9 protein-coding genes are annotated in these 13,966 nt (G+C 68.9%); 6 read left to right on the forward strand and 3 right to left on the reverse strand.

Going from position 1 to position 13,966, the window contains the following annotated elements; genetic code table 11:
* Positions 1 to 188 precede the first annotated feature (188 nt).
* Both TBR22_RS17675 and TBR22_RS17680 read right to left on the reverse strand, forming a co-directional pair.
* Positions 189 to 872 (reverse strand): M23 family metallopeptidase, encoded by a 684-nt coding sequence (locus TBR22_RS17675; protein WP_239489170.1) that lies wholly within the window; start codon positions 870 to 872, stop codon positions 189 to 191.
* Complete coding sequence (locus TBR22_RS17680; protein ID WP_239489171.1) at positions 869 to 1,882, reverse strand: L,D-transpeptidase family protein; 1,014 nt, start codon at positions 1,880 to 1,882, stop codon at positions 869 to 871. Before TBR22_RS17680 ends, TBR22_RS17675 begins: the two co-directional genes overlap by 4 nt.
* A 237-nt stretch (positions 1,883 to 2,119) precedes the next feature.
* On the opposite strand from TBR22_RS17680, the gene TBR22_RS17685 reads away from it, so the two are divergent.
* The 6 genes from TBR22_RS17685 (at position 2,120) to TBR22_RS17710 (ending at position 12,792) form a co-directional block, all read left to right on the forward strand.
* Positions 2,120 to 5,632 (forward strand): TonB-dependent receptor, encoded by a 3,513-nt coding sequence (locus tag TBR22_RS17685; protein WP_239489172.1) that lies wholly within the window; start codon positions 2,120 to 2,122, stop codon positions 5,630 to 5,632.
* Between the two features lie 170 nt (positions 5,633 to 5,802).
* Positions 5,803 to 7,131: a Gfo/Idh/MocA family protein gene (locus tag TBR22_RS17690; RefSeq protein ID WP_239489173.1), complete on the forward strand. Its 1,329-nt coding sequence runs from the start codon at positions 5,803 to 5,805 to the stop codon at positions 7,129 to 7,131.
* Complete coding sequence (locus TBR22_RS17695) at positions 7,131 to 8,537, forward strand: Gfo/Idh/MocA family protein (protein ID WP_239489174.1); 1,407 nt, start codon at positions 7,131 to 7,133, stop codon at positions 8,535 to 8,537. The genes TBR22_RS17690 and TBR22_RS17695 overlap by 1 nt, the downstream gene beginning before the upstream one ends.
* A 98-nt stretch (positions 8,538 to 8,635) precedes the next feature.
* The gene (locus TBR22_RS17700; protein WP_239489175.1) at positions 8,636 to 10,072 is read left to right on the forward strand and encodes a hypothetical protein; all 1,437 of its coding nucleotides are present in this window, start codon (positions 8,636 to 8,638) and stop codon (positions 10,070 to 10,072) included.
* Between the two features lie 8 nt (positions 10,073 to 10,080).
* Positions 10,081 to 11,304 (forward strand): MFS transporter, encoded by a 1,224-nt coding sequence (locus tag TBR22_RS17705; protein WP_239489176.1) that lies wholly within the window; start codon positions 10,081 to 10,083, stop codon positions 11,302 to 11,304.
* Positions 11,305 to 11,487: 183 nt separating this feature from the next.
* Positions 11,488 to 12,792 (forward strand): Gfo/Idh/MocA family protein, encoded by a 1,305-nt coding sequence (locus tag TBR22_RS17710; protein WP_239489177.1) that lies wholly within the window; start codon positions 11,488 to 11,490, stop codon positions 12,790 to 12,792.
* 168 nt (positions 12,793 to 12,960) lie between these two features.
* On the opposite strand, the gene yvcK is transcribed toward TBR22_RS17710, so the two are convergent.
* A complete protein-coding gene (yvcK, locus tag TBR22_RS17715; RefSeq protein ID WP_239489178.1) occupies positions 12,961 to 13,923 on the reverse strand; it encodes a gluconeogenesis factor YvcK family protein in 963 nt (320 codons plus the stop codon).
* Positions 13,924 to 13,966 lie beyond the last annotated feature (43 nt).

Genomic DNA, 13,966 nt, shown 5'->3' on the forward strand with positions numbered 1-13,966 from the left:
TTGACGACGGGGCCGCCGGGCGACATGCCTGGCGGCCCTTGCTGTTTGGAGGCAATTCGAAATTGGAAATCGGAAATTCTCGTGGGGCGCGGCTTCGCCGCCGCTCCTCGCGATGCTTCGAGCGGCAAGGCCGAGAGGCCGGCCGCCGGTCAATTTCAAACTTCAAGTTTCGAATTGCCACCGCAGCGTCACCGCAAGACGTCGTACGGATCGATCGGCGTGCCCTCCCACCACCGCTTCTCCGGTCCCAGCACGCTGATGGCGAAGTGCAGGTGCGGCGCCGCCGGATCGGCGTTGCCCGTGCTGCCCACGTAGCCGAGGACCTGGCCCCGCCTCACCGTCGTGCCGTCGGACAGGCCGGGCGCATAGCGTTCGAGATGGGCGTAGTAGTAGACGACCAGGCGGGTCGGGTCGAACTGGTACACCGTGAGGCCGCCAGCCGCACTGGTGAACAACCGCGCGACCGTGCCGTCCTCGACCGCCTGGACCGGGGTGCCGGCCGGCGCCATGATGTCGAGCGCCTCGTGCACGCGCTCCCCTCGCGCCTCGGTGAAGGTCGATCGCAGGTCTTGCGCCTCGACGCCCCGGACCGGGACGAGCAACTGGCGCTGCCGCAGGGCGTCGGTCACGGCGGCGAGGCCAGCGGGCAGCGCCGCTGGCCTCGACGGCAACGACGGCACCCCTGACGAGGCGGAGCGATCGCCCGGCAGGGGCACCTTCGCGACCGGCACGGCCTCCTCCCGCCTCGTCACGCCGTCGGGCCAGGCCCGGTGCATGCGTGCCATCAGGGTCGCGATGCCGGCCAGGGCCGCGAACGCCGCCAGCACCAGCGCGGTGGTCCACGCCGCGGTTCGGAGCCGGGCGCGCGTCACGGCTCGAAGAGGACGGGCGTGCCCGTCTTGACCAGGGCCGCCACTCTCATCGCATCCCAGTTGGTGAGGCGCACGCAGCCGTGCGAGGAGGTTCGTCCGATGCGCTCGGGTTCCGGCGTGCCGTGCAGCCCGTAATGCTCCTTGTCGAGGTCGATCCACACCAGGCCGACGGGGTTGTTCGGTCCCGCCGCCAGCCTGGCCTTGGCGTGCGTGGGGTCGGCGTCCCAGAAGAGCGCCGGGTTGTAGTGGAAGACGGGGCGCAGGTAGACGGCGGTGACCTTCCAGGTGCCGAGTGGCAGCGGGTCATGTTCGCTGCCCGAAGTGACCGGCGCGGAGAACAGGAGGCGCCCGTCAGAGCCCCGGATCGTCAGGGTGCCCGAACTCTTCGACACACGCACGTCGGCGACGGCGTCCGCCTCGGGTGGGTTGACCTTGCGGGTCTCGGTCCTGGTCGGTGGCTCGAACGGCCCGACGTTGGGCACGCGCACGACGGTGCCCGCCTCCCAGCGCACCGCCGGGTTGAGCCGCGTGATCAGCCGCGGCGAGGCATGGAACCGCTCGGCGAGCCGCTCGAGCGGCGACGTATACGCCAGGGCCTCCAGTGTGCGCTTTTCCATCATGTCGCTGGGGATGGGCCGCCACGGTCCGGCGACGTCCTCGGCGGTCAGCGTGTAGTCGAGCAGCGCGGGCTCCGAAGGCAGCGCCTGGCGCGTCGCGTCGTCGAGTTCACCGGACGAGGTCAGCCCGCGCGCCTCCTGGAAGTGCTGTAGCGCGGTGCGCGTGATGCGCCCGGCCGCCCCGTCGATCGCACCGGGCGAGAACCCGGCCCTGTCGAGCGCCACTTGCAGGGCCAGGCGCTCGCTGGCCGGCTGCGTTGGCCGGGCTGGCGCCGGTTGGGCTGGCGTGGCCGCCGGCCCCCGGCCCTGCTCCTGACTGGCGAGAGAGGTCGAGCTTGCCAACCACAGCAGGCCGAGGGCGAGGGATCCGGTGCAGGTGCGCGACAGGGTCATGCGTGCCGTCACTTGCAAGGCAGTTGCCGACGACGGATCAGGTGGTCATTCCACTGCCGACAGGGAGGGCTCCGGCGAGTACCCAGTTGCCTGCCTTCTTGCTATACTCCGCGCGCTCTAGTCATCGCAGAGGTTCAAGGGTCGTCGCGCGCCGTGATCCCGGCGGCGCTGGTACGGTCGAGCACGGCGAATGGTGCGACCTCTCGTGGCGCCTTGACTGGTGGAAAGGGTTTTCGAATGCAGACGCTCCTGCAACGTCGTCGTCTCGGCTGGCACTGGCTGCTGGCCCTGGCGTGTGTCATCGGACTCGGTGCGCCCAGCTCGGCGCAGGACCCGCGCGGCGCCATCGCCGGCCGGGTGATCGACTCCTCGGGCGGTGCCCTCCCGGGCACCACGGTCGCGGTGACCAACACGGCCACCGGCACGGTCAACACGGCGGTGACCGACGAACAGGGTCGGTACTCGATTCCCTTCATCTCGGTCGGCCGCTACGACATCGTCGTCGAGCTCACGGGTTTCAAGCGCGTCGAGCAGAAGGCCATCGAGGTTCGCATCAGCGACCGGATCGAGCTCGACTTCACGCTGGAGGTGGGCGGCCTGGAAGAGACGATCACCGTCTCGGGCGGTGCGCCGCTGCTCGAGACGCGGAGCGCCTCACAGGGGCAGGTCATCGACGAGCAGCGCATCCAGTTGATGCCGCTTTCCGACGGCAACCCCTTCACGCTGACGCGCCTGGCGGCCGGGACCGTGTACACCGGCGACCTCAAGTTCTCGCGCCCGTTCGACAACGCGGGCACCTCGGCGATCACGTCCAATGGCGCGTCTGGCGGCAACGAGTTCACGCTCGACGGCTCGCCCAACATGGCCCACGGTCGACGCGCGGCCTTCGTGCCTCCCGCCGGCGCCGTGCAGGAGTTCAAGGTCGAGACCGCGACGTTCGACGCGCAGCAGGGCCACACGGCGGGCGCGACGGTCAACGTGACGATGAAGAGCGGCACCAACACGTTCCGCGGCGACGGCTACTACCACTACCGCGACGAGTCGCTCGGCAAGAACGACTTCTTCCTCGAGCGGGCCAACCAGCCGAAGGCGGCGCTCGACTACAAGCGGTTCGGTGGCACGTTCGGCGGTCCGGTGGACCTCGGGTTCTACAACGGCCGCAACAAGTCCTTCTTCTTCACGGCGTTCGAGTGGCTCTACGACCAGTTCCCGGAGCCCGGCCAGTTCACCGTGCCGACCGAGGCGCAGCGCAACGGCGACTTCTCGGCGCTCCTGCCGCTCGGCATCGTCATCTACGACCCGGCCACGGCGCGTCTCGAGAACGGCCAGGTGCGGCGTGATCCTTTCCCGGGCAACATCATCCCGGCCAACCGGATCAACGCGGTCGCCAAGGAGATGCTGAAGTACTACCCGCTGCCCAACCAGGCGGGCAACGCGCAGGGCCAGAACAACTACATCTCCAACAACCCGCGCGGCGACGACTTCTACTCGGCCAACTTCCGGTTCGACCACCAGTTCAACAACAACAACAAGACCTTCGTGCGCTACTCGCGCAACAACCGCACCGAGTATCGTGGCGCCTGGACGGGCGAGCAGAACGGCATCACGCCGACCGGCAACTTCCTGTACCGCATCAACGATGCCGTGACGGCCGACCACGTCTGGACGATGAACCCGACGACGGTGCTCAACCTGCGCGGCAGCTGGTCGCGGTTCCAGGAGCCGAACCTGCGCCAGAACCAGGGCCTCTTCGATCCGACGACGCTCGGATTCTCGAGCAGCACGGCGTCGCTGTTCGGCGGCGTCAAGTACTTCCCGCGCATCGAGCCTGGCGCCTACAGCGCCATCGGTGATTCCTACGCTGGCGGCACGACCTCGCAGATCTTCACGTTCCAGCCGACCGTGACCAAGTTCTTCGGCAACCACTCGGTGCGGCTCGGCTACGACTACCGCCAGTACAAGGAGCACAACGACCCGACGTATCACGCGGCGGGCATCTACCAGTTCAACCCCGGCTTCACCAACGGCGGCACCGGCCTTCCGAGCGCCCCGATCGGGCAGGACCTGGCCGCGATGCTCCTCGGCTTGCCGCAGTCGGGCAGCCGCATCGAGATTTCCCCCGGTCGCGACAACACCAGCCCGTACCACGGGGTGTTCTTCCAGGACGACTGGAAGGTCAACAGCAGGTTGACCGTCAACCTCGGCCTGCGCTACGAGTACGAGAACGCCCCGACCGACGACGCCAACGCCAACGTGCGCGGCTTCGACCCGACGGCGCAACTGGCGGTCACCAATGCGGCGCGCGCGGCGTACGCCCTGCGTCCGGTGCCTGAACTGGCCGCCAGTGCCTTCAATCCCGTGGGCGGCGTGACGTTTGCCAGCGACGAGAACCCGGGCTTCTGGAACGCCGACAGGAACAACTGGCAGCCGCGCCTCGGCTTCGCCTACCAGCTCAATTCGCGGACGGTACTGCGAGGCGGCTGGGCGGTCTACACCTCGCCCCTGCTGTTCGACTACGCCATCTTCCAGCCGGGCTACGCGCAGAACACGCCGATCGTCGTGACCAACGACAGCGGCCTGACGTACCAGGCCAACCTGACCACGCCCTGGCCGGGTGGGGTCATCCAGCCGGCGGGCAACAGCGCGGGGGTGAACACCTTCGTGGGACAGAACCTCAACCGCTACACGACCGATGTCGATGCGAGGAACCCGCAGGCGATGCGGTGGGCCGTCAACGTCCAGCGCGAGCTGTTCGGCAACTGGGTGGTCGAGGCTGGCTACACCGGCAACAAGGGCTACGACCTCACGGTGGAGACCGACATCAACGGGATCCCGCGCCAGTACCTGTCGACGAGCAACGTCCGCGACAACGCGGTGATCTCGAACCTGGCGACCCCGGTGTCCAACCCGTTCGCGGGCCTGCTGCCGGGGACGAACCTGAACACGGCCAACGTGGCCAAGAGCCAGTTGCTGCGGCCGTACCCGCAGTTCACGCAGGTGCAGAGCCGCAACTTCGACGGGACGAGCAGCTACCAGTCCGGCCAGTTCCGCATCGAGCGCCGCTTCACCGACGGCTACTCGTTCCTCGCGACGTACACCGTCTCACGCTTCACGGAGCAGAACTTCACGCTCAATGCGGTGGACGGGCCGGACCGCATCTACGAGAAGCGCCGCTCGGACGTCGACGTCCCGCACCGCGTCGTCTTGAACGGCATCGTCGAGCTGCCGTTCGGTCGCGGGCGCAAGTGGGGGAGCGACTGGAACGGGTTGCTGAACGCGGTCGCCGGCGGCTGGAGCGTGTCGGCGATCTGGCAGTGGCAGAGTGGCCGTCCGCTGACGGTCGGCAACGTGTACTACAACGGCGACATCAACGACCTGACCACCAGCTACTCCACCGACAACGTCGACAACCCGGTGTTCGATGTGAGCGGTTTCTACTTCCAGGACATCCCTGAGGCGCAGCGCCGCAACGACCCGCGCATCCAGCTGGCGCAGAACTACCGCACGCTGCCCAGCCGCCCGGCCAACCTTCGGGCGCAGGCGCTCAACTACATGGACATGTCCGTCGTGAAGCGCTTCGACTTCACGTCGCGGGTCCGTGCCCAGCTGCACTTCGAAATCTACAACGCGCTGAACCAGACGTTCTTCAACAACCCGGACCTCAACCCGACGAGCGCCAACTTCGGCAAGGTGACCAGCCAGAACAACCTGCCGATCAACCTGCAGATCGGCGCGCGCATCTTCTTCTGAGGCCCCCGATCCACACCGGGCCGTCGGCCAGGGCCGACGGCTCCTGCCAGCGCAGACCAGGGCGCGTGTCCGCAACGGGCACGCGCCCTGTGTCGTCTGCGGGTGATTTCCCGTTGCGCCCTGCGCCGCGTCCGCATAGGCTGTCGCGGACCCCCTCCTCCGGAACGCCCATGAATCGTCGCGAATTCCTCTCGTCCTCGGCGGCCGCGCTCACGGCTGCCACCGCCCTTCCTCCGTCGGTCCACGCCGCCCTGCAGGGCGGCGCCGCGCCAGGCCGCCCCCGCCGCTACGCCATCGTCGGCACCGGGGGGCGCGGGTCGTCCATGTGGGGGACCGGCGTGAAGGCCAAGTGGGGCGACACGGTGCAGTTCGTCGGCCTGTGCGACCCCAACCCGAAGCGGGCCGAGGTGGTGCGCGGGTTGCTCGGCGTCGAGTGCCCGGTGTTCACCGACTTCGACCGGATGGTGCGCGAGGCCAGGCCGGACCTGATCGCCGTGACGACCGTCGACGCGCACCACGCCGAGTACATCGTGCGGGCCCTCGACCTCGGGATCGACGTGATCACCGAGAAGCCGATGACGACCGACGAGAAGCAGTGCCAGGCCGTCATCGACGCCGAGAAGCGCAACAAGCGCAAGATCATCGTCGGCCACAACATGCGCTTCTCGCCGGCGCACGTGAAGATCAAGGAGCTGATGCTCTCGCAGCCGGTCGGGCCGATCCGGTCGGTGGACTTCCACTGGTACCTCGACACCAGCCACGGCACCGACTACTTCCGTCGCTGGCACGGCATCAAGGCCAAGAGCGGCTCGCTCTGGGTGCACAAGGCGACGCACCACTTCGACTACGTCAACTGGCTGCTCGACGCCGAGCCGGTGCAGGTGCAGGCCTACGGCGGCATCAAGCGGTACGGCGCCGCCGGGCCGTTCCGTGCCATTAACTGCCGCACCTGCCCGCACACGGCGAAGTGCCCGTTCTACTGGGACATGACAAAGTCGGCGTCGGCGATGCGGCTGTACGGCGGCGAGGTCGAGAAGGTCGACGGCTACCTGCGCGACGCGTGCGTGTTCCGGCCGGAGATCACCACCTACGACACGATGACGGCGACCATCAAGTACAGCACCGACGTCATCCTCTCGTACTCGCTCAACGCCTACATGCCGATCGAGGGGTACTCGCTGTGCTTCAACGGCGACGGCGGCCGGGTGGAGATCCGGTCGTACGCCAACCAGCCGTGGAAGGTGGACCAGGAGTTCGAGGTCTCGGTGATCAAGGCGTTCGGCCAGCGGACGATGGTGCCGGTCCCGACCGCCGAGGGTGAGCACGGCGGCGCCGACGACGTGCTGCGGAACCTGATCTTCCGCCGGCCCGAGGTCCCCGCGCACCTGCGCATTCCCGACTCGCGCGCCGGCGCCATGTCGGCCCTGACCGGCATTGCCGCGCGGCGCAGTTGCGAAGAGAATCGGCCCATCACGATTTCCGACCTGGTGACGTTCTGATGTCCATCTCCCGACGATCCTTCGTGTCCTCGGCCGCCGCCGGCGTGGCCGGCGGCCTGGTGGCGGGCACGCCCGCGATGTCGCAGACGGCCGCGAGCCGCAGTCGCGTGCTCGGCGCCAACGACCGCATCCGCATCGGCTCGATCGGCGTGGGCGGCATGGGCCGCTCGCACCTGGGCAACTTCCAGCAGCACGACGACGTGCAGATCGTCACCGTGTGCGACGTGTGGGACGTCAATCGCCGGCGCGCGCAGCGGATGACCGAGAAGCAGGCCGGCGGCGCCGCCACGATGGAATCGGACTTCCGGCGGGTGATCGACCGCCCCGACCTCGATGCGGTGATCGTGGCGACCGTCGATCACTGGCATGCCATCCCGATGATCCTCGCCTGCCAGTCGGGCAAGGACGTGTACGTCGAGAAGCCGATCTCGCACAACCTGAAGGAAGGCCGCGCCATGGTCGAGGCGGCCCGCAAGTACGACCGGGTCGTGCAGGTGGGCACGCAGCAGCGCTCGGGTCTGCACTTCCAGGAGGCGATCAAGGTCGTGCAGTCGGGGGCACTCGGCAAGATCCACCGGGTGCATGCCTGGAACACGGGCAACCAGTCGCCGGCCGGCCTCGGCAAGCCGGCCGACGTTCCCGTGCCCGCCGGGCTGGACTGGGACATGTGGCTGGGCCCCGCGCCGAAGGTGGCGTTCAACCCGAATCGGTTCATCTTCAACTTCCGCTGGTTCTGGGACTATGCGGGCGGGATGATGACCGACTGGGGCATCCACCTGCTCGACCTGGCGCTGTGGGGCATGAAGGAGACCGCGCCGAAGTCGGTGTACGCGGTGGGCGGCAACTTCGTGCTCGACGACAACCGCCAGACGCCCGACACGATCGACGCCATCTACGAGTTCCCGGGCTTCGTCTGCTCGTACAGCAACCGCACCGGCAACGCCTACAACGGCGCCGGCCGCGGCTACGGCATCGAGTTCTACGGCACCAACGGCACGCTGTTCCTCGACCGCGGCGGCTTCGAGGTGATCCCGGAGACGGGCGGCACGGCCACCGCGCCGACACCTCAGTACCTGTCGGAGCAGGAACCCGTCGCGCCGGTCTGGAAGCGGTCGTGGAACGCGCCGACCAGGGCCCGCACACAAGGCATGAAGGCCGGCACGTCGGACCAGAACCTCACGCACATCCGCAACTTCCTCGACTGCATGCGATCGCGGCAGCGTCCCGTCTCCGACATCGAGATCGGGCACCACTCGACGGCGATGTGCCTGCTCGGCAACGTCGCCTATCGGACGGGCCACAAGCTCACGTGGGACGCCGCCAAGGAGGAGTGCGTGGACGACCCGAAGGCCAATGCCCTGCTGACCCGCGAGTACCGCGAACCGTACACGCTCCCGAAGATTTGAACCATCCCGATGACGTAGCCGTCGCGCGTGCGCGGCGGCTGACCGTCGGCCGAGGCCGACGGCTACGACACGGTTCGGGCCTGCCATCGACACCACGAATGAGCCGCACCTACCCTCGCATCGCCGCGCTCAAGACCGCCGCCCAGTTCGAGGCGCACGTCGCCTCCCTGGGCATCCCGCTGCCGTTCGAGCCCGAGGTCGAGGCCGCGCCGGCCTCGCCGCTGGCGCAGGCGTCGGACACGACGGCCGGGCGCGCCGGCAATCGCTTCTCCATCCTGCCGATGGAAGGCTGGGACGGCACGCCGGACGGGCGTCCCACCGATCTCACGCGACGCCGGTGGCGCCGCTTCGGCGAGAGCGGGGCGAAGTTGATCTGGGGCGGCGAGGCATTCGCCGTGCGGCACGACGGCCGCGCCAACCCGAACCAGTTGTGCCTCGGGCCGACCTCGGAAGCCGATCTGGTGCAACTGCGCCAGTATCTGCTGGAGGGCCATCGCGCCGCAGGACTCGGCACCGACGACCTGGTGATCGGCCTGCAACTCACCCACTCGGGCCGCTACTCGCGCCCCGATCAGGACAAGAAGCCGAAGCCCCTGGCCGCCTACGCGCACCCGGTGCTCGATCGCCGCGTCAGCCCGGGCGGCCCGGTCCCGCTGCTCTCCGACGACGACCTCGACGACCTCTCCGCGCGCCTCGTGCAGGCGGCGGTGCTGGCCCAGCGCGCCGGCTTCACGTTCGTCGACGTGAAGCACTGTCACGGCTACCTCGGGCACGAACTCCTGTCGGCGCGGTCCCGCGAGGGGCGGTTCGGCGGCGACTTCGCCGGGCGCACCCGCCTGTTGCGGCAGACCGTCGAGGGCATCAGGCGCGACGCCCCTGGCCTGGCCATCGGCGTGCGGCTGTCGGCGTTCGACACCACGCCGTTCAGCAAGGGCGAGGGCGACGTCGGCGTCCCTGATGCGTCGCAGGCCGATTACGCGTATGCGTTCGGCCGGTGGGACGGCACCGATGCGGCGCCCGACCTGTCGGAGGCACGGGCGTTCCTGTCGCTGCTGGCCGAACTCGGCATCGACCTCGTGTGCCTGACGGCCGGCAGCCCCTACTACAACCCGCACATCCAGCGTCCCGCGACGTTCCCGCCCTCCGACGGCTACCAGCCGCCCGAGGATCCGCTGAAGGGCGTGGCCCGGCAGATTGCGGCGACGGCGGCCCTGAAGGCCGATTTTCCGCAGCTACGCGTCGTCGGCTCGGCGTACAGCTACCTGCAGGACTGGTTGCCGAACGTGGCGCAGGCGGTCGTGCGCAGCGGCGGCGCCGACTTCATCGGCCTCGGCCGCATGGTGCTCTCGTACCCGGACCTGCCGATCGACGTGTTGCGCGGGCAGCCGCTCAAGCGCAAGGCCATCTGCCGCACCTTCAGCGACTGCACCACGGGCCCGCGCAACGGCCTCGTGTCGGGGTGCTTCCCGCTCGACCCGTTCTACACGGCCCATCCCGATCACGCGCGGCTCAAGGCCGTGAAGGCAGGCGCATGAGTGCCCCCATGCCCCCGGTCACCCCGGGGTTCGACGACGCCGACATCCCGCGCGCCGGCCAGATCACGGCCGCTGCGACCGCGTTCGCGGCGCTCTTCTCGGCGGTGGGCATCGGCTTGTACGGCCTGACGTTCTTCTACGACTTCTTCGTCAAGGACTACGGCTGGACGCGGCAGCAGGTCACCTCGGGCAACGCGTACGCCAAGCTGCTGATCGGCCCGCTGTTCGGCTATCTGGCCGGGTACCTGATCGACCGCTACGGGCCGAGGCGCCTGCTGCTGGTGGGCATCCTGATGGCCGGCGGCGCGATGGTCGGCCTCGGCTACGTCTCGACGCTGGCGGCCTTCTACGTGTGCTACCTGTTCAACGCGCTCGGCTACGTGTTCGGCGGACCGCTGCCGGTGCAGGTACTGCTCTCGCGCTGGTTCACCAGGGCGCGCGGCAAGGCGATGGGCTTTGCGTACCTCGGCATCGGCATCGGCGGGACGGTGGTGCCGGGGCTCGCGTACTGGCTCACGTCGACCTTCGGCTGGAACCGCGCCATGCAGGTCCTCGGCCTGCTGATGATCACCATCGCGTGGCCGCTGGCCTGGCTGGTCAAGGATGCGCCGCCGTCCTATCGCGCCGCCGCGCCCGGCAGCGCCGCCGCCACCACGCCGCTCGGCGAGGTGCTGCGCACGCCGGCGTTCTACCTGCTGCTGGTCGGCTCGATGTGCTCGATCGGCGCGGTGGGCGGCACGATGCAGAACCTGAAGCTGTATCTCAGCCTCGACCATCCGTACGGGCAGGGCGAGATTGCGCGCATCCTCTCGCTGGTGCTCGCCGGCAGCATCCTCGGTCGCCTCCTCATGGGCTGGTTGGCCGATCGCTGGGCCCGCAAGCACGTGATGCTGCTGATCTACGTGATCGTCGCCGCGTCGATTCCGCTGCTCCTGCTCGCCGACTCGTGGACGATGCTGCACCTGTTCGCGCTGCTGTTCGGCATCGGCCTCGGTGGCGACTACATGATCATCCCTCTCATGGCCGCCGACCTGTTCGGCGTCCAGCGACTCGGCCGCGTCATGGGATTCGTGCTCACCGCCGACGGCATCGCGGAAGCGGTGTCGCCGATGCTGGTCGCGGGGTTGCGCGACCGCATGGGCACGTATCGCCCGGGATTCCTGCTGCTGATGGGCCTGGCCGCGGTCGGGGCCGCCGCGGTGGCGCTGCTGCCACAGAAGAAAGCACACTAGGAATTGCAGAATTTCAGGATTTCAGAATTTCAACATTGCAGGATTCACCGCCACGTTGACTGCACGGCACCAGCGTCACTGTGCAGGTGATCCGCGCAACGTGCGGCTTCGAAGTGCTGCAATTCTGCAATTCTGCAATTCTGCAATTCTGCAATTCTGCAATTCTGCAATTCCGTAGACGCCATGGACAGACGCGACTTCCTCCGCTCCTCCCTCACGGCCGGCCTCATCGCTCCGGCACTCACCGGCCGCGCCTCGGCGGCACAGTCGGTGGCGCCCTCCGATCGGCTGCGGCTCGGCTTCCTCGGCACCGGCGCCCGCGCCCATCAGTTGATCGATGCGTGCCGCGCGATCCCGGGGCTGGAGATCGTGTCGCTGTGCGACGCCTACACCGGCCGCGCCGAGCGGGCGAAGGCGCGCAGCGGCGGCTCGGCCACGATCCGCCACGACTACCGCGCCGTGCTCGACGACCGTTCCGTCGACGCGGTGTTCATCGTCACGCCGGACCACTGGCACAAGACCATGGCGCTGGCGGCCCTGGACGCCGGCAAGGACGTGTACCTCGAGAAGCCGATGACGTACACGGTGGCCGAGGGGCGCGAGATCATCGCCGCCGTCGACCGCTCCAAGCGGGTGCTGCAGGTGGGCAGCCAGGGTCCGAGTTCCGCGCTCGAGCACGCGGCGCGCGACATCGTCAAGAGCGGACGTCTCGGCCAGATCACGCTGGTGCGCGCGGCGTTCAACCGCAACAGCGCCGGGGGCGCGTGGCTGTACCCGATTCCTCCCGACGCCAACGAGCGCACCGTGAACTGGGCGCAGTTCCTCGGGTCGGCGCCGGCACGCCCGTTCAGCCTCGAACGATTCTTCCGCTGGCGCTGTTACTGGGACTACTCCGGCGGCCTGGCCACCGACCTGTTCGTGCACCTGGCGACGACGATTCATCACGTCCTCGACGTGCAGGGCCCGTCGCAGGTCGTCGCGTCGGGCGCCACGCATCGCTGGAAGGACACGCACGAGGTGCCCGACACCATCGACGCCATCCTCACCTACCCGGAAGGGTTCACGGTGACCCTCGGCTGCACGCTGAACAGCACGGGCGGCGACGAAGGCGTGCACATCCAGGGCACGAAGGGCACGCTGCACCTGCTCGGCAATCGCCTGCGGCTCACGACCGAGCCCGGCGGCGACAACAACCGCTGGGTGGTGCGCTCATGGCCGGAGGCACTCGAGCAGGCGTACTACGCCGATCCGAAGGTGCAGGCGGTGGAGACGCCGGGCCTGCAGCGACAGGCGGCCGCGCCGGCCGGCGAGGAGTGGGTCATCCGCGGCGAGGGCGAGGACATCGCGCACGTGCGATCGTTTGTCGAGGCCGTCCGATCACGCCGCCAGCCCGTCGAGGATGCACGGTTCGGCCACCGCGCCGCGGCGGTGGCGCATTACGTGAACCGGGCCATTCGAGAGGGCAAGAGCCAGCAATTTGAAATCTGAAATTCGAAATTCTCGTGGGGCGCGGCTTCGCCAAGACAGAGGTAGGGCGCGGTGTCCCACCGCGCCGTGAGCCACTGGCAGCGCCCCAACGGCGCGGTCGGAGACCGCGCCCTACCTGAGTGAGCGGCCGCCGGTCAATTTCAAGTTTCGAATTTCAAATTGCCGCCATCAGAGGAGTCGCCGCGCCAGCACGCCCCACATCGCATACGCCAGGCGACGGCGGTGGTGGCGCGCGATCGGGCCGTGCCAGAACGGCGCCTGCACCACCTCGGTGCCGTGCGGCATGTCGCCCAGCGGCAGGGGGCGCTTGTGCTCGGCGGCGTAGCGCTCGAGCACGTCCTTGCCCGGACGCGCCGCATTGAACAGCACGGTGTCGACGGGCCGGCCGATGGCGTGGCTGATGTGGCGCACCGCGTCGGCGGCAGTGAAGTCGGCCATGCCGCTGCCTTCGGTGAGCAGGTTGGCCACCAGGACCACCGGCCCCTGCACCTGCGCTACGGCCTCGCGCACGCCTTCGACGAGCAACGGCGGCACCAGGCTCGTGAAGAAGCTGCCCGGCCCGATGATCACCGCGTCGGCGCGCCCGAGCGCGTCCCGCGCGGCGGGATGGATCACGACCGACGGCGAGAGCCACACGCGTCGTACCGGGCGCCCGTCGCGCTGGCCGGCATCGACCTCGACCTCACCGGTCGTCGTGCTGCCGTCGGCGTACTCGGCACAGAGGCTGGCGCGCTCGGTGCTGATCGGCCACACGTAGCCACGGCACCCGAGCACCGCCCGCAGCCCGTCGACCGCCGCCTGGAAGTCGCCGGAGAACTGCTCCATCATCGACAGCAGCAGGTTCCCGCCCGTGTGGCCGCCGAGCCGCCGGTGCTCGAGGGTGGGCAGTCGGGTCAGCAGCACGCGACGCGCCTCGCCTTCGTCGCGGGCCAACGCCAGGGCGCACTTCAGGACGTCCCCGGGCGGCAGCACGCCCAGCTCATCGCGCAACACGCCCGAACTGCCACCGCTGTCGAACATGGTGACGATGGCGTGCACCTGCAGCCAGGGATTGGATTTGAGTCCCCCGAGCAGGCTGGGCAGTCCCGTCCCGCCCCCGAGGCACCCGACGTGCAGTTCGCGCAGCCGCATCGCGGCAGATTGTGACCCGCGCCTGCGGCGGGAGCAACTCCGG

Origin of the sequence: Luteitalea sp. TBR-22 (genome assembly GCF_016865485.1) — a bacterium.
Taxonomy (GTDB): domain Bacteria; phylum Acidobacteriota; class Vicinamibacteria; order Vicinamibacterales; family Vicinamibacteraceae; genus Luteitalea.